Source organism: Micromonospora sp. NBRC 101691 (assembly GCF_030269285.1).
GTDB classification, from domain to species: domain Bacteria; phylum Actinomycetota; class Actinomycetes; order Mycobacteriales; family Micromonosporaceae; genus Micromonospora; species Micromonospora echinospora.
In genome coordinates, this window is the sequence record NZ_BSTB01000001.1 from 758,096 (window position 1) to 773,948 (window position 15,853).

Sequence of the window (15,853 nt, forward strand, 5' to 3'; positions counted from 1 at the left end):
CGAAACGATCAGGGAATGACGAACGGGAAGTCGTTGCGGCCCATCTCCCGGGCCGCGTCGATCACCGCGTCGCAGACGGCGTCCACGTCGGCGTCGGAGTGCGCGTCGCCGGTGTAGAACATCGGCATGCTCAGCGTGTAGACGCCGCGCTTGCGCAGCATCAGGGTGAGCACGGCCGGGCCGAGTGGGTTGGCCGCCGCACCGAACTCCCGGTAGGTGTCGTAGGAGTCCCGGGCGGTGAAGCCGAACGTGCCGGCGAAGGCGCCGAAGCCGAGCAGCCGCAGCGGGATGCCGGTCTCGGCGCGGAAGTCCGCCAGTCGCGACTGCACCCGGGCCACCTTGGCCTCGGTCCGCTCGTAGAAGGCCGGGCCGGCGTCACGGAGCATGCTCAGCGAGGCGTACGACGCGGCGATCGACAGGTGGTTGCCGGAGTGGGTGTTCACCACGAACGTCTTGCTGCCGATGTCGGTCAGCGGCATGCCCGAGGTGTGCGCCGCCTCCAGCAGCTCCGCCTTGCCGCCGATGGCCGCCAGGGGCAGGCCGAGACCGGAGACGACCTTGCCGTAGCAGTGCAGGTCGGCGGGGATGTCGAAGTGGCCGGCCGCGCCCGCGGTGCCGAACCGGAAGCCGGTGAGCACCTCGTCCAGGATGAACGGGACCCCGAGGTCCTGGCAGCGGTGCGCGACCTCGCGCAGCTCCGGGATGGTCTGGTCGGTGAACGGCCAGGACTGGCAGGCGGCGTCGGCGACGACGCAGGCCAGGTCGTCGGCGTACTTCTCGATCAGCTTGCTCGCGGCGGCGGCGTCGTGCGGCAGGATCAGCATCTCCAGCTGCGGCACGCCGGTGAAGGCGGTCAGCGGCGCGATGCCGTCCGGGCCGATCTCCGGGAACGGGTTGACCTTCGGGTGGCCGTGCGCGAAGAACGAGGTGTTGTGGGCGGCCACGTCACCGGTGCCGTGCCAGCAGCCCTCGAACTTGGCGACCAGCCGCTTGCCGGTGTAGGCGCGCGCCAGCCGGGTGGCGATGGCGATGGCGTCGGTGCCGGAGTTGAGCAGGGCGAACTTCTCGCAGTGCGGGATCAGTTCCTTGAGCAGTTCGCCGAGCTTCAGTTCCAGCGGGTTGAGGTAGCCGTTGCCGGTGCTGCGCAGCGCCTGCTCCCGGACGAACTCGACCACCTGCGGCGGGTTGTGGCCGAACAGCGACTGCCCGCCGAAGCCCAGGTGCGAGTCGATGTAGGTGTTGCCGTCGACGTCGGTGAGGCGGCTGCCCTGGGCCTCGGCGACGGCGAGCGGGAACATCGGGGCGTGGAAGGGCAGGAACACGTGGTTGGTGACCACGTGCTCCCGTACCTCCTCGGCCAACGCCATGGAGTTCTGCTGCCGCTCCGTCAGCTCGGCGAAGAGGTCGCCCACCCAGGGCTGGGACATGACGTCGGCCAGGATCTCGGCCGGGGTGCGGGTGTCGGGGGTGGTGTCGGCGATCGTCATTGGCGTTGGCCCATCCGTGTTTCGAGGGGTTGAGTGGTCAGGCCGGGAGCACGAACGGGAAGCCGTGCTTGTCCAGTTCCCGGGCGGAGTCGAGGACGGCGGCGAGGAGTTCCTCCACGTCGGCGTCGCTGTGCGCGTCGCCGGTGAAGAACATCGGCAGGCTGAGCGTGTAGATGCCCCGGCGGCGGAGCATCAGGGTCAGCAGGAACAGGCCGATCGGGTTCACCGCCGCGGCGAACTCGCGGTAGTCGTCGTACGACTCGCCGGCCACGAAGCCGAACGAGCCGATGAAGTCACCGAAGCCGAGCAGCCGCAGCGGGATGCCGGTCTCGGTGCGGAACTCGGCGAGCCGGTTCTGCACCGTGGCGACCTTGGCGCGGGTCCGCTCGTAGTAGGCCGGTCCGGCGTCGCGGAGCAGGCTCAGCGAGGCGAACGAGGCGGCCAGCGAGAGGTGGTTCCCGGCGTGCGTGGTCTGCACGCAGGTCTTGCGGCCCAGGTCGGTCAGGGGCAGACCGGTGGTCTGCATGTGGTCGATGATGTCGGCGCGACCGGCCACCACGGACAGCGGCAGGCCGAGTCCGGTGACCACCTTGCCGTAGCAGTACAGGTCGGCCGGGATGTCGAACTGGGCGGCGGCGCCGGAGATCCCGTAGCGGAAGCCGGTGAGCACCTCGTCGAGGACGAACGGCACCCGCAGGGTCCGGCAGCGCTCCGCGACCGCCTTGATCAGCGGGACGGTGTGCTCGGCGTACGGGAACGACGAGGAGACCGCCTCGCCGAGCACGCAGGCCAGCTCGTCGCGGTGCTTCTCGATCAGCGCCAGCGCGGCGGCGGTGTCGTTCGGCAGGATGAGCAGCTCGGTCTTGGCGGCCGGCGCGACGCCGGTGAGCGAGGGCAGCGGCGCGATGCCGTCCTCGGTGACCTCCGGGAAGGGCTGCGTCGGGTGGCCGTGGTACCAGAAGGCGGTGTTGTGCGCGGCCAGGTCGTGCACGCCGTGCAGGGCGCCCTCGAACTTGGCCACCAGCCGGCGACCGGTGTGCGCCCGGCAGAGCCGGATCGCCGCGTTGGTGGCGTCGGTGCCCGAGTTGAGAAAGGCGAACTTCTGGCAGTGCGGCAGGATGTCCTCGAGCAGGTCGACCAGTTGCAGCTCGGTGAGGTTCAGGTAGCCGTTGCCGGTGGAGCGGCCCAGGTGCTCCCGGACGTGCTCGACCACGGCCGGCGGGTTGTGCCCGAACAGCGCCTGCGCGCCGAAGCCCAGGTGCGAGTCGAGGTACGTGTTGCCGTCGATGTCGGTGATCCGGCTTCCGGACGCCTCGGCGACGACCAGCGGGAACTGCGGCGCGTGGAACGGCCAGAAGACGTGGTTGGACGCGGCGCGCTCCCGGACCTGGCCGGAGACCTCGATCGACTGGCGCTGGCGCTCCCCGATCTCGGTGAACATGTCGATCACCCAGGACTGGGTGAGCAGGTCGGCGACCAGGTTCTCGGTCGGGTTGGGGGTGGCCATGGGCCGACTCCGTTTCTCGGGTTTCTCGGGGTTGGCGGTCGGAATCAGAAGCGGACCAGGGCGGATTCCATGGTCAGGCCGGGTCCGAAGGCCATCAGGACGCCGTACTCGCCCGGCTGCGGGCGGGAGGTGCGCAGGATGTGGTCGAGGATCAGCAGGACCGTCGGCGAGGAGCAGTTGCCCCAGGAGTTGAGGATCTCCAGCGACGGGCGCAGCGCCGCGACCGGCAGTTCCAGCCGCTCGCCGACGAAGTCGATGATCTTCGGGCCGCCGGGGTGGATGCCCCAGTGCGCGACGTCGCCGACCGACAGGCCGTGCGGCTCCAGGAGCCGGCCGACGAAGGGCCGGATCGTCTCGGCGAGGTAGACCGGCACGTACGGCGAGAGCGTCATCCGGAACGCGTCGTCCATGACCTTCCAGGTCATCGCCGCCGAGGTCTCCGGGTGGGTCTCGGTATGCGTGCCGAGGACCACCGGCCCCTCGGCCGCGTCGACGTCGCCCTCCACCGCCTCCAGCAGCAGGGTGGCGGCGGCGTCGCCGAAGAGGCCGGTGACCACGACCTGTTCCTTGGTCGCCTCGGGACGCAGGTGCACCGAGCAGACCTCGGCGCAGGTGACCAGGGCGAGCTGGTCGGGGCGGCCGGCGAGGGAGTCCAGGGCGACCTTCAGGCCGTTGAAGGCCGCGTAGCAGCCCATGTGGCCGACGAAGGTCCGGCGCAGGTTCTTCCGCAGGCCGAACTCCTTGGCCAGCAGCATCTCCGGGGTCGGGCCGGCGTAGCCGGTGCAGCTGACGAAGGTGTAGCTGCCCACCCGGTCGGCCGCGACGTCGTCGAGAACCCCGCCGACGGTCTCCCGACCCATCGCCAGGACGCCCTGCTCCCAGGCCTCGATCCGGGCCCGCATCCCGGGCCAGCCGTCGCCGTAGTGGGCCTTCGGCGGCCAGAGCAGCCGGCGCTGGTCGACCTGGGTGCTCATGAAGAGCTTCTCGGCGTCCGGCACGTCCGCGTAGAGGTCCCGGTAGAAGGAGTCGAACATCTTCCGCTGGGAGATGGCCGGGCCGGCCTGCGCGGTGCGCAGGCCGACGATCCGCGCCGGCCGGGTCGGCTCGGTCGCGGTGATCATCCCGACACGCTCCCGGACTCGACCGCCTCGCGGATCGCCTTGACGAAGCCGCCGGTGACCTCGTCGCTCTCCTTCTGGGCGAACGGTTCGATCAGCACGACCACCACCCGGGCGACGTCGACGGACGCCTCGGACCGGGTGTCGATCTCCAGCACCTGCTCGTCCGGGGTCGGGCCGTCGGTGATCCGGAACGTGCCCCAGGAACGGAAGTTGGACTCGCCCACCGGCTCCCAGGTGATCGCGTCCGGGTCGGACGTGTCGAACCGGGCGGTGTACTCGGGGGTGAACCGGACGACGCCGTTGGAGACCTCGGCGAGCCGGTAGTGGTAGAGGTCGTCGCCGACCTGGGACAGCTCCTCCACCCCCGGCATGAGCTTTCCGGTGCCGACGATGTCGAGCATCACCTTGCGCAGCTCGTCGCGGCTGGTGCGGATGACCGTGTCGCGCCTGGTCTTGGTCCTGATCCAAACCATGTGTCAGCTCTCCTGGGACTTGACGGCCTGGCCGATGTAGCTCACGGCGGTGGACGGGGTGAGGTGGAAGGGGCCGACCGCCCGGCCGCGCAGCGTGGCGGGGACGAGCTTGTGCGGCGGGGCCATAGGCTCCAGGCCCTTGATCTCGGTGAGATCGAGGCCGTGCCCGGCGAAGACCGCGCGCAGTTCGTCCGGGCGGATGAACATCTTCCAGTTGTGCGTGCCCGGATAGATGATCTTGAGGATCTTCTCGGAGAGCACGATCGCCTTCAGGTAGCTGGCCACCGTCCGGTTGATCGTGTCGAAGACGACGATCCCGCCGGGACGCAGCACCCGGGCGATCTCGGCCACCGCGCCGGGCAGGTCGTGCAGGTGTTCCAGCACGTCCGAGACGACCACCAGGTCGACCGCGCCGTCCGGCTTCGGCAACTCGTACGCCGAGCCGACCTGGTAGTCCACGGTCACACCGCTGGCCGAGGCGTGCCGCCGGGCGGTCTCGATCGAGCCGGCCGAGAGGTCGACGCCGGTGACCGGATAGCCCAGCGCGGCCATCCGCTCGGAGACCAGTCCGCCACCGCAGCCGACGTCGAGCACCCGCACCCGCGAGCGGTCCGCGCCGAACGCCCGCCGGGCGGTTGCGTCGAAGTAGGCCACCCGGGCCGGGTTCATGTCGTGCAGCGCGCGCAGCGGGCCGCTCGCGTCCCACCAGGAGTCGCCGACCTCGTGGTAGTACTCGTTGTCGATCGCGACCGCGTCCGGGTCGAGCGCGGCCAGGTGCCGGTCGTTGCCCGCCATCACACCCACCTCGGGGTCGCGGCCGGGTCGATGCCGAAGGCGGCCTTGCCGACCAGCTCCCGGGCGAGCGCTCCGGGCACCGGTGGCGCGGTGGCCTTCAGGTCGTGCCAGATCTGGCCGATCCGCGCCGCCGCGTCGGCGTCGACCAGGTCGTACGCGGCGGAGACCACCGCCTCGGCCTCGCCGGCCACGTACAGCCCGGCGGTGCACGCCTCGGCGAGCGCGGCGGCGTCGTCCCCGACGGCCCGGCCGGCCTGCCGGTCCAGCAGCGCGGTCATGGTGTCCAGCGACCCGCGCATCCGGGCCACCGCGAACTGCGGGCCGGGCTGCCGGGCGAGGTCGCCGAGCTGCCGCACCCGCTCGACCGCGACCGCGTACGCCCGCTCGGCCAGGCCGAACTGGACGGCCGCGTGGTGCAGCACCGCCTCGGCCCGCCCGGCGGCCAGCGCCGCGCCGAGGGCGAAGGCAGTCGCCCCGCAGCCTCCCGCGACGGTACGCAGCACCTGCCGCCGATGCGCGCCGTCGCCGTCGGCGGCGGCGATGACCCCGGCCGCGTCGAGCGCGGCCAGGTTCTCGCCGACCAGGTCACCGGCGTCCACCCGGCCGGCCCGGCGCTTCTCGAAGTCCGCCGCCAGGTCGGCGGCCACCCCCACACCCGCGCTCGACATCGTGGTCTCCCCGTTGGTCGTCGTGGTCATCCGGCTCACCCGACCCAGCGCGGCTCGGCGAAGATCGGCACGTCCAGGGCCAACTTGCCGGCCCACTCCAGGACGACGTCGGTGGCCGGCGGCACCAGCAGGCCGGCGACGACGTCCCGGTACATCCGCTGGAGCGGGTCGCTGGAGGCCAGGCCGGACCCACCCTGCACCTGCATGCCGAGGGTGACCACCTCGTGCGCGAGCCGGGTGACGGTGGTCTTCATGACGCTCATGTCGACGTAGTGCCGAAGCGGGTCCACGTCGTCGTGCTCGGCGTGGATCGCGGCCTCCAGGTGCGCCCGCGCGGCGGCGACCCTGGCGGCCATCTCGGCGACCTTGAACTGGATGCCGGGCAGGTGCGCGTTGGGCTTGCCGATCACGCTGATCACGCGCTGCTGCTGGGTGCGCACCACGTGGTCGAGGGCGGCGCGGGCGATGCCGACGAAGCAGGAGGCGAAGCTGCACCAGGCCCAGTGCACGCCGGACATGAACAGCAACGGCAGCGTGCCGAGCTCCCCCACCATCCACTTCTCGTCGATGAAGAGGTCCTCCAGGGCCAGCGAGTGGCTACCGGTGGCGCGCATGCCCGCGGCGTCCCACTCGGCGGTGACCCGGACGCCCTTCTCCGGCTTGGGGATCAGGAAGGCCATCGGCTGCGGCAGGCCCCGGTCGTCCATGGTGGCGGCGGAGAGGAAGAGGTGCGTCGCCCCCGGGAAGCCGGTGAAGAAGCCCTTGCGGCCGTTGAGCACGTAGCCGCCCTCGACCTCCTCGGCCCGCGTGGTCGGGTGCCACCAGTTGCCGCCGACGCCCGGCTCGCTGAACCCGCCGGAGATCACCGCGCCGTCGCGCACCGCCCGGCAGGCCCACTCGGCGCTCGGGCCGCCGAGGCGGGCGATCATCGCGAGACCGTGGACGTGCATGTTGACCGCGAAGGCGGTCGACGCGCAGCCACCGGCGAGAACCTGCTGCGCCTCGCAGAGCTCGGCCAGGCTGGCCCCGTCGCCGCCGAACTCCGGTGGCACGGTCATCGCGGTGTAGCCGGTGCGGACCAGCTCGGCCATGTTCTCGTGCGGGAAGGTGAGGTCCCGGTCGTGCCGCGCCGCGTTCTCGGCGAACTTCGGCGCCAGCTCGTGGGCCAGGGCGACGTAGTCGGTGCGGGTGGCGGAGGCCGAGCTCATCGCTTCTCCTCCCCGGCGGCACCGGAGCGCGCCAGCAGCTCCGCCATCGATCCGACGCTGTCCACCTCGGAGGACATCGCGTCCTCCAGCCAGCGCAGCAGGTCGAAGTCGGGGTACGCGTCGCGGATGCGGGCGGCCAGCTCGACCAGGTCCAGCGAGTCGAAGCCGAGGTCCCGGGTGATCGACGACTCCGGCCGGATCTCCTCGGGACGCAGGGTCGGCTTCACGGCGACCAGGTCGTCGACGAGCGTCCGCACGTGTTCATCGAGACCGATCATCGTCCCTCCCCGCCAAAAGTGATAAGGTCGCAGCGAAGCTGCTGTATCCCACAAAGTCTTCCGAGCACGTGGGTATCTCCGATCCGTAACGAAAAGGACGCCTTCGGAGGTGGACGCGGCGACGGTCGGAGCACCCTGAGGCGACACACTCCCGGGGTTGGCGACCTCGGCCGTGCTGGCTCCGCAACGGGGTTGAATGCTTGGACGGGCCACTCGCGAATCACTCAAGGCTCACTCGAGGATTCCTCAACGATCACTCAGGGTGCATGGTGATCAGAGCGCCGCTACACGTAGCGTCACTACCTGTAGATCACTCCAGTGAGGCTCGAGTGCGCCGCGAGTGAGTCACGAGACCCTGCCGGACGGCGATCGGGTGGATCGGTCGCCCTGTCGAGAGCGACCAGGGAGCACAACGTCCGTGAACGCCGTCGTCCGGTTCTCCATAGCCCGTCCGAAAACCGTCATCGCGATCTGGGTCGTCCTCGCCGCGATCTGCGTGCCCCTGATGATCGCGCTCACCGGGGCGTTGAAGGCCGGGGGTTTCGACAATCCCCGGGGCGAGGCCGCCGCCGGGCAGAAGGTCATCGAACGCACCTTCGACGAGGCCCCGGAGAGCCTCCAGGTCGTGCTGACCAAACCGGACGGTGACGTCACCGCCGAACTGGCCGAGGCGAACCGGGTGGCCGAGGAGACCCCGCACGTGGCCTCGGTGCAGGACTACCGGCAGGATCCGGAGTGGCTCTCGCCGGACAAGCACACCACCTTCCTCCAGCTCGGGTTCCGCGTCGACAAGTCCACGATCCAGCACGAGATCGACGGCCTGCGCGAGCGCATGGCCGGGGCGATGCGGGACCGGGGCGTCCAGGTGCACGTCACCGGCGCGCAGGCCCTCGACTACGACCTCAGCGTGCAGTCCGAGAAGGACGCCATCACCGCCGAGATGATCGCCTTCCCACTGCTGATCGTCGTCCTGCTGGTGGTGTTCCGCTCGGTCGGCGCGATGCTGCTGCCGATCGTGCTGGCCGGGCTCGCGCTCGTGGTCGCCTCCGCGATCGGCTACCTGATCACCTTCATGACCGACCTCTCCACTCTCTACACCAACGCGGTGTCCCTGATCGGCATCGCCGTCGCGGTCGACTACTCGCTCTTCATCATCAAGCGGTACCGGGACGAACTGGTCGCGGGCGACACGTACGTCCCCGCGCTGCGCACCGCGATGCGGACCGCCGGACACGCGGTGCTCTTCAGCGGCCTGGCCGTGGTGGTGGCCCTACTCGCTCTCTTCATCCCCCGGATCATGGTGTTCAGCAGCATGGCCATCGCGGGCGTGGTGGTCACCCTGGTCGCCCTGGCCATGTCGATGAGCCTGCTCCCGGCCGCGCTCACGGTGATGGGCCGGCGGATCAACTGGCTGTCGCTCAAGCCGCGCGCCCAGCGGACCACGCAGGGCGGACCCGGTCTGCTCACCCGGCTCCAGCGCCGGCCCGCCCTGACCCTCGCCGTCCTGGTGGCGATCTTCGGGGTGATGGCCTGGCCGATGACCGACATCCGCCTCCAGTCGCCGGTGGCCAGCGCGACCATCCTGCCCGAGGACGCCGACTCCCGGCAGGGCATCGAACGGCTCCAGGCCGCGCTGGAGTTCCGCAACCTCTTCCCGGTGCAGGTCGTCGTGAGCGCGCCCGAGGACACGTCGCCGGCGACGCTCCTCGACGCCGTCCGCGCGGTCGCCGGCACGGTCCGGGAACAGCAGCGGATCGACACGGTCACCGACGTGACCAGCATCGGGCTCCCCGCCGAGGCGGTCACCGCCGCGGTGAGCGGCCAGTCGGCGGCGCTGCCGCCCGAGGCGAAGGCCGGATTCGACCAGCTCTGGGGAGTCGACGGGGACCGTCTGGTCAGCCGGGTCGTGGTGATCCCCGGCTCCGACCCGGACAGCGACGCCGCCCACGACCTGATCCACGACCTGCGCGACGAACTGCCGGGCGCCGTTCCGGACGGGGTACGCGTCCAGGTGACCGGGGCGACCGCCACCGGCGTCGACTTCGACGAGATCCTGATCGACACGCTGCCGGCCATCCTCATCGCGGTCGCGCTGATCACCATCGCCCTGCTGGCCCGCGCGTTCCGCTCGTGGCTGCTGCCGCTGCTGGCGTTGGCGCTCAACGCGCTGGTGGTCGCGGCCAGCCTCGGCCTGCTCACCGCGATCAGTCAGAACTGGCTCGGCCAGCGGATCGACAGCACCACCCCGGCGCTGGTCTTCGCCATCATGTTCGGGCTCAGCATGGACTACATGGTCATCATGATCTCGCGGATGCGGGAGCACTTCGTCCAGCACGGCGACCACCAGGGGGCGGTCACCGACGGGCTGCGCGACACCGCCGGCCTGGTCAACGGCGCCGCCCTGATCATGGTGGCGGTGTTCGCCTCGTTCCTGGTGGCGAAGGTCAGCGTGGTCCAGCAGCTCGGCCTGGGCCTCGGCATCGCGGTCGCCCTCGACGCCGTGGTCATCCGACTGCTGGTGATGCCCGCCGCGCTGAACCTGATCGGCCCACGCGTCTGGGGCCGGGCCGCGCAGCGCAGCAGCACCGCCGGCCAGCGCGCCACCGACCCGGAGCCGGTGCCCGCCGCCTGACCGACCCGCACCGGGCACGAGCCGCGACCGGTCTCGTTCCCGCAGCGGTAGCCCCGGTGTCAGCGCCAGGGCTACCGCCGCGTGAACGCCCGCCCGCACGGCGGGCGTTCACGCGTCCAGCGTTGGTGGATCAGACCCGGCGGAGCTGGAGCACGGCCACCCGGGCGTTGTGGCTGTCGACGTTCATCGGAACGACCTTCGTGTTGCGGAGCTGGATCTGGACGCCGTTCGTGCCCTCGATCCAGCCGATCTGGTCGATGCCGGAGGCGAAGGCCCGCGTCTCCTTGTTCGGGTACAGCAGCGGCATCGGGTCGCGGTTGACGTCACCGGTCCAGATCACCGGGTAGCCGCGGGTGCGCCAGTGCTCGATGACGGTGTCCCGGAGGATCCGGAAGTGGTCGCCCCACATGGTGCGACGCCAGTCCTCGTACGGGTCCTCCCTGCCGTTGTAGGCGCCCGCGACGAAGTGCGTGTTGACGAAGGCGAACTGGAGCGCCGGGTCGTCGGCCGCGGCCAGGAGAACCTCGGAGATGACGCGGTTCGGTGAGACGCCCTCCTTACCGGGATGCACGTGCGTGACGCGCTGGGCGAGCACGTTGTACGCCGTGGGCGCGGAGATCGGGACGCGGTGGCCGGCGTTGTTCAGGTGCAGGTTCTGGTAGTTCGGGCCGAAGTGCTGGTTGATCCAGCCCTTCTCCTTCTCGTCGCCGTCACCTTCGCCGATCTCCTGCCAACCGACGAGCGGACGGTCTGCGGCGCCCTCCATGGTGAGAGCGTTCCGGACGGCGATGATCGCGGCCTCACGCTGGCCGAGATTGTCACGGCCGATGTTGGCGGTGACGACGCCGAGGTTGCGCCAGGCGGTCGCCGCACCGGACGGCGCGGCGACACTGAGGGCTCCCGCGACACCGGCAAGGGCGGCCCCACCGGCGATGCCGAGGGCCCGTCGTCTGCTGATGGGCTTCATGGATCTCCTTCGGGCGGAGGTTCGGACGGTGGTGCGGTCCGGATCGGCCGGCTGCGCGGCGCGTGCGGTACCGCCGCTACGAGACGAGGAAGCCGGAGGAGGAGCGGGTGAACACGCCGGTCATGGGGAACCGGGTCTCGCCGTCCCACCAGTGCCAGACCACGCGGTCGGTGCCGTCGGCGGCGCTGAAGACGTCCATCCCGCCGGGGCCCCGGTGGTTGCCGGGGAGGCCACGGTACGGGTCGAGCCCGGCCTCGCCGGTGAAGCCGAAGAAGGGGCGGGTGACACCGTCCCGAATCGGCGTGCAGCGGGAGCCGGGCAACGGGGTCGTACCGCAGTTCGCGATGCCGGTCGCGTACCGGGGGCTGTCCCAGTTGTTGCCCGAGTACATCAGGTACCAGTTCCCGTCGGCGGCCTTCCACATCGACGGGTTCTCGACGACGTGGGTGCCGCCGCTGGTCTTGGCGGTGTCCCAGGTGATGTCGGTGCTCTTGAGCATGTCCCGCCGGGTATCCCAGATCGCCCGGCCCTCGCTGTCGGTCCGGACGGTGGAGATGCCGGTCTCCGCACCCGTCGCGATGGCATCGTCCCGGTAGGTCACGTACAGGTTCCCGCCGGCGACGAAGGGATTCGCGTCGATCGCCCACCGACCTCCGTCGGGGCAGGCCCAACCGCCCTGGTTCTGGAAGGGGCCACGAGCGTTGGTGGAGACGGCCCGGCCGATGCACTTCTGGCCGGAGCCCTTCCGGGAGGCCGTGTAGAACATGAAGAACCGATCGCCGAAGCGCGCGACGCCGGGCGCCCAGATCGCGCTCTCCGGCTCGGCCCAGGTACCCGGGCCGGACGGGAGGGCGTCGTCCGACGCACAGTTCGCCATTCCCACGCTACTGCCGGAGCCGTGGACGAGGACGGGCACGTACAGCTTGCCGGTCGCGCCGCAGCGCGCACCCTTCCCGGCACCGACAGTGGTGCCGTACGTGACGTACGAGCCGTCCTTCGCCAGCACGGTGTCGGGGTCGGCCAGCGGGAAGGTGGACGTGCTCGCCAGGACGGAGACGCGGTCGTCCCCGGGTACGGCCACGGCGGGCCTCGCGGTCGCCGTGGCCGCGACCAGGACGGTGGCCACGAAGGCGACGAGCGCCCCGCGTGGTCGGAGAGGATTCACCGGACGCCCCCATCGACATATGTCTCTGTTGATCGGGAGGAGGCTACCGACGGCATTCAACCCCGTCAACGGCACCTCTCCGCCGCTCCGTTCCGCCGAATCCGCGGCATCGCGGCGAAGCGACACCGCAGATTCGGCGAACCAGCGCAACGGATCCGGTCAGTCGCCGGCGCCGAGGGCGGCGACCGGGCTGACCCGGGCGGCGCGGCGGGCGGGCAGCAGGCCGGCGAGCGCCGTCGCCGCCGCCAACGTCAGCACCACGAGCGCGAGCCGTCCGGCCGGGAACTCGACCGGCACGCTCTCCCCGAGGGCGGCCATCGTCAGCCAGGAGTACGGCAGCGCCAGCACCAGACCGATCACCGCGCCGAGCAGCCCGTACAGACCTGCCTCGACGGTGAGCATCGCCCGGAGCCGGTTCCGGGACATGCCGACGGCCCGCAGCAGTCCGGACTCCCGGATGCGTTCCACCACGGAGAGCGCGGTGGTGGTGCCGACCCCGACCACGGAGACGATCACGGTCAGCCCGAGCAGGGCGAGCATCACCCGGAAGATCTCCCGCAGGTCACCGTCGGCGTCGTCGCGGGCGTCGGCGAGCACCTGGACCGCCACGTTCCCTCCGCCGAGGGTCCGCAGCGTCTTCAGAGCCGCCGTCCGGGCATCCTCCCCGTCGGTGGCCAGGTCGGCCAGCAGCGCGGTGGGCCGCGCCGGCACGCCGAGCCGGTCCAGGTCGGCCGGGTCGAGCAGGATGCCCGCGTCGACCGGGGTGTTGTCCAGGGTGGCTGCCAGGCGCAGGTCGACCGTACGGCCGCCCAGGGTCAGGGTCAGCGTCTCCCCCGGCCGCACCCCGGCCGCCTCGGCGTAGTGCGAGAGCAGCACCGCCCGGCCGGGGCCCAGGTCGTCCAGGGAACCGGCGGCAGCCCCGAAGTCCTTCCAGGTGGAGAGCGCGCGCAGATCGAGGTCGACGGCGAGCAGTCCCTCGACCTGCCCGTCGGCCACGGTCACCCCGGACACGCCCCGGTAGGGCACCACGGTGGTCAGGGCCTTCTCCCCGCGCACCCGCTCGACGAACCCGTCCGGGAGGAACCCGCCGCCGCTGTCGGAGTTCGCCGCGACGTGCAGGTCGCCCGGGGCCATCCCGGCCAGTTCCCGCTTGGACAGCGCGGTGAGCGAGGCGCTGCCCACCAGCGCCCCGGCGATCAGGGTGACGCCGAGGGCGACGACCACGCTCACCGCGGCGGCCCGGCGCGGCGCTCCCCCGACGCCCCCGACGGCCAGCCGGCCGACCGGACCGAGCCGGCGCAGCGGCCACCCGACCGTGGCCAGCAGCGGCCGGACCAGCACCGGCCCGAGCGCCACCAGGGCCGCGTACGCCAGGGTGCCGGAGGCGACGATCAGGAGCAGCAGCCGCATCGGGTCGTGGCCCTGCGTCTCCGGCCCGGGCAGCCGGCGCAGCACCGTGAGGAACACCAGCGCCGCGCCGACGACGGCGAGGATCCCCACCGCCGCGCGCAGCCGGTTGACCCCGCGCTGGGCGGCGGTGGTGCTGGCCGTGCGCAGCGCCTCCAGCGGCGCGACCCGGGCCGCGGTGACCGCCGGGGCAACGACCGCGAGCACGGCGACCAGCACGGTGCCGAGCACCACGGCGACCGCCGCGCCGACCGGGCGGCCCGGCGAGGCGACCTCCCGGCCGAGGCCCCGCAGCACCAGCGGGACCGCGTACCCGAGGCCGGCGGCGGCCAGCACGCCGGTCGTGCCGGCGAGCAGTCCGGTGAACGCCCCTTCGGCGACCAGCGCGCGGAACAGGTGGGACCGGTCGGCGCCGACGGCCCGGAGCAGGGCGAGCTGCCGCATCCGCTGGGCGAAGACGATCCGGAACGTGGAGGTGGCGACCAGCGTGGCGGCCACGACGGCGGTCGCCACGAACATCGCGATCACGGCGAAGAGGTCGTGCACCCGCTCGCTGACCGCCTCGGCTTCGGCGAGCCGGGCCTCCTCACCTGAGGCGAGCACCGGCGTGCTGCCCTCGTGTCCGGTGCCGGTGACCGCCTTCTCCACAGCGACGCGGACCGCCGCCGGGTCGGCGTCGGGGGCGAACCGCACCTCCACCTGCGTCAGGCCGTCGTGCCCGGCCAGGCGGGAGAGTTCGCCGTCCGAGGTGTACGCCAGCTCGCCGCTGTCCTCCGGCACCGCCAGCACCCCGCTGACGGTGAGCGGGACCGGCTGCTCCGAGATCCCGTTGGTGACCCGTACGGTCGCGCCGACCGGCAGGTCGAGCCGGTCGACGGTCCGTTCGCTGACCGCGATCTCGCCCGGTGCGTCCGGATATTCGCCCCGCAGCACGCGGACCGTGGCGAGCGGACCGGCACCGGGGTCGGCCAGCAGCGAGAACCCGGTACCCCGCTGGCCGTCGATCTCGACGTACACGTCGGTCCGGCCGACCGCCTCGGCGACCCCGGGCACCTGCCGGGCGGCGGCGAGCGCGCGGGTCGTGGCCCCCTCCTCGTCGCCGGGGCCGATGACCACGTCGGCCGCCGCCGGGGTGCCGCTGAGCCGGCCGAGCACCGTACGCTCGGCGATCTCCTCGGCGAGGACGGTGCCGAAGGCCACGAACGCCGCGATGACCATGGCCAGCCCCATCAGGAGCAGCCGGGCCGGACGGCGGGCGGCGTCACCGAGCTGGGTGCGCAGCACGGTGTTGCCCCGGCTCACCGGGCACCGGCCAGGTCACGCAGGGCCGCGCTGATCGTGGCGCCGTCGGGACGGTCGAGGTCACCGGCGATCCGGCCGTCGGCGAGCAGCACCACCCGGTCGGCGTACCCGGCGGCCACCGGGTCGTGGGTGACCATGACCACGGTCTGCCCGAGGGTCCGCACGCAGCTGCTCAGGAAGCCGAGCACCTCCGCCCCGGAGCGGGAGTCCAGGTTGCCGGTGGGCTCGTCGGCGAAGACCACCTCCGGACGGGAGACCAGGGCACGGGCCAGCGCCACCCGCTGCTGCTGGCCGCCGGAGAGCTCACTCGGTCGGTGTGCCAGCCGGTCGCCGAGCCCCAGCACCCCCACCAGGTGGTCGAGGAGCTCGCGGTCGACGTCGCGGCCGGCCAGGTCGAGCGGCAGGGTGACGTTCTGCTCGGCGGTGAGCTGCGGCAGCAGGTTGAACGACTGGAAGACGAACCCGATCCGCTCCCGGCGGACCCGCGTCAGCACCCGGTCGCTCTGCCGGGTCAGGTCGGTGCCGCCGAGCAGCACCTGGCCGGAGGTGGCCGTGTCCAGCCCGGCCAGGCAGTGCATCAGGGTGGACTTGCCGGACCCGGACGGTCCCATGATCGCGGTGAACCGTCCCCGGCCGAACCCCACCGACACGCCGTCGAGGGCGCGTACCGCCGTCTCGCCCCGGCCGTACACCTTGACCACGTCGACGGCCGCGACGGCGGCCGTCCGGGTGGGGTGCGTCGTCATGCTCTCCTCCTGTGCTGGACGTGTCCGGCCAGCGTCGCGGGTCGGGCCCGGCCGGCACATCCGCCCGGAGGCAGGACCCGGCGGTACGGGGTCCGAC

General features: G+C 71.9%; 13 protein-coding genes. 1 reads left to right on the forward strand and 12 read right to left on the reverse strand.

What is annotated here, in order from left to right; translation table 11 throughout:
* Window positions 1–8: 8 nt before the first annotated feature.
* The 8 genes from QSK20_RS03235 to QSK20_RS03270 are packed head-to-tail and all read right to left on the reverse strand — an operon-like array spanning window position 9 to window position 7,537.
* Window positions 9–1,487, reverse strand: a complete 1,479-nt coding sequence (locus tag QSK20_RS03235) for an aminotransferase class III-fold pyridoxal phosphate-dependent enzyme (RefSeq protein WP_285787021.1) — start codon at window positions 1,485–1,487, stop codon at window positions 9–11.
* Between the two features lie 37 nt (window positions 1,488–1,524).
* A complete protein-coding gene (locus tag QSK20_RS03240; protein WP_285787022.1) occupies window positions 1,525–2,994 on the reverse strand; it encodes an aminotransferase class III-fold pyridoxal phosphate-dependent enzyme in 1,470 nt (489 codons plus the stop codon).
* Window positions 2,995–3,038: 44 nt separating this feature from the next.
* On the reverse strand, window positions 3,039–4,115 hold the full coding sequence (locus QSK20_RS03245) for a type III polyketide synthase (protein ID WP_285787023.1): 1,077 nt from the start codon (window positions 4,113–4,115) through the stop codon (window positions 3,039–3,041).
* Window positions 4,112–4,588 (reverse strand): SRPBCC family protein, encoded by a 477-nt coding sequence (locus tag QSK20_RS03250; protein ID WP_285787024.1) that lies wholly within the window; start codon window positions 4,586–4,588, stop codon window positions 4,112–4,114. Before QSK20_RS03250 ends, QSK20_RS03245 begins: the two co-directional genes overlap by 4 nt.
* Window positions 4,589–4,591: 3 nt before the next feature.
* Window positions 4,592–5,383, reverse strand: a complete 792-nt coding sequence (ubiG, locus tag QSK20_RS03255; RefSeq protein WP_285787025.1) for a bifunctional 2-polyprenyl-6-hydroxyphenol methylase/3-demethylubiquinol 3-O-methyltransferase UbiG — start codon at window positions 5,381–5,383, stop codon at window positions 4,592–4,594.
* Entirely contained in the window at window positions 5,383–6,081 is a 699-nt protein-coding gene (locus tag QSK20_RS03260) for a hypothetical protein (RefSeq protein ID WP_285787026.1), read from the reverse strand. Before QSK20_RS03260 ends, ubiG begins: the two co-directional genes overlap by 1 nt.
* A 5-nt stretch (window positions 6,082–6,086) precedes the next feature.
* Window positions 6,087–7,259 carry an acyl-CoA dehydrogenase family protein gene (locus tag QSK20_RS03265; protein ID WP_285787027.1) on the reverse strand — a complete coding sequence of 391 codons (1,173 nt, stop codon included), beginning with the start codon at window positions 7,257–7,259 and terminating at the stop codon, window positions 6,087–6,089.
* Window positions 7,256–7,537: an acyl carrier protein gene (locus tag QSK20_RS03270; protein WP_285787028.1), complete on the reverse strand. Its 282-nt coding sequence runs from the start codon at window positions 7,535–7,537 to the stop codon at window positions 7,256–7,258. Before QSK20_RS03270 ends, QSK20_RS03265 begins: the two co-directional genes overlap by 4 nt.
* Window positions 7,538–7,955: 418 nt before the next feature.
* Between QSK20_RS03270 and QSK20_RS03275 the strand changes: the two genes are divergently transcribed.
* Window positions 7,956–10,169: an MMPL family transporter gene (locus QSK20_RS03275; protein ID WP_285787029.1), complete on the forward strand. Its 2,214-nt coding sequence runs from the start codon at window positions 7,956–7,958 to the stop codon at window positions 10,167–10,169.
* 130 nt (window positions 10,170–10,299) lie between these two features.
* Here QSK20_RS03275 and QSK20_RS03280 read toward each other — a convergent pair whose 3' ends face one another.
* The 4 genes from QSK20_RS03280 to QSK20_RS03295 form a co-directional block, all read right to left on the reverse strand.
* A complete protein-coding gene (locus tag QSK20_RS03280) occupies window positions 10,300–11,136 on the reverse strand; it encodes a hypothetical protein (RefSeq protein WP_285787030.1) in 837 nt (278 codons plus the stop codon).
* Window positions 11,137–11,212: 76 nt separating this feature from the next.
* A complete protein-coding gene (locus QSK20_RS03285; RefSeq protein WP_285787031.1) occupies window positions 11,213–12,301 on the reverse strand; it encodes a family 43 glycosylhydrolase in 1,089 nt (362 codons plus the stop codon).
* A 159-nt stretch (window positions 12,302–12,460) separates the two neighbouring features.
* Window positions 12,461–15,010 (reverse strand): FtsX-like permease family protein, encoded by a 2,550-nt coding sequence (locus QSK20_RS03290; protein ID WP_285787032.1) that lies wholly within the window; start codon window positions 15,008–15,010, stop codon window positions 12,461–12,463.
* On the reverse strand, window positions 15,007–15,756 hold the full coding sequence (locus QSK20_RS03295; protein ID WP_285787033.1) for an ABC transporter ATP-binding protein: 750 nt from the start codon (window positions 15,754–15,756) through the stop codon (window positions 15,007–15,009). Before QSK20_RS03295 ends, QSK20_RS03290 begins: the two co-directional genes overlap by 4 nt.
* Between the last annotated feature and the right edge of the window lie 97 nt (window positions 15,757–15,853).

What these genes read in the sequence shown, in the direction of transcription:
- QSK20_RS03235 (WP_285787021.1), bottom strand. Translation starts at nt 1,487, where the DNA reads ATGACGATCGCCGACACCACCCCCGACACCCGCACCCCGGCCGAGATC.
- QSK20_RS03270 (WP_285787028.1), bottom strand. Translation starts at nt 7,537, where the DNA reads ATGATCGGTCTCGATGAACACGTGCGGACGCTCGTCGACGACCTGGTC.
- QSK20_RS03250 (WP_285787024.1), bottom strand. Translation starts at nt 4,588, where the DNA reads ATGGTTTGGATCAGGACCAAGACCAGGCGCGACACGGTCATCCGCACC.
- ubiG (WP_285787025.1), bottom strand. Translation starts at nt 5,383, where the DNA reads ATGGCGGGCAACGACCGGCACCTGGCCGCGCTCGACCCGGACGCGGTC.
- QSK20_RS03260 (WP_285787026.1), bottom strand. Translation starts at nt 6,081, where the DNA reads ATGACCACGACGACCAACGGGGAGACCACGATGTCGAGCGCGGGTGTG.
- QSK20_RS03245 (WP_285787023.1), bottom strand. Translation starts at nt 4,115, where the DNA reads ATGATCACCGCGACCGAGCCGACCCGGCCGGCGCGGATCGTCGGCCTG.
- QSK20_RS03280 (WP_285787030.1), bottom strand. Translation starts at nt 11,136, where the DNA reads ATGAAGCCCATCAGCAGACGACGGGCCCTCGGCATCGCCGGTGGGGCC.
- QSK20_RS03295 (WP_285787033.1), bottom strand. Translation starts at nt 15,756, where the DNA reads ATGACGACGCACCCCACCCGGACGGCCGCCGTCGCGGCCGTCGACGTG.
- QSK20_RS03240 (WP_285787022.1), bottom strand. Translation starts at nt 2,994, where the DNA reads ATGGCCACCCCCAACCCGACCGAGAACCTGGTCGCCGACCTGCTCACC.
- QSK20_RS03265 (WP_285787027.1), bottom strand. Translation starts at nt 7,259, where the DNA reads ATGAGCTCGGCCTCCGCCACCCGCACCGACTACGTCGCCCTGGCCCAC.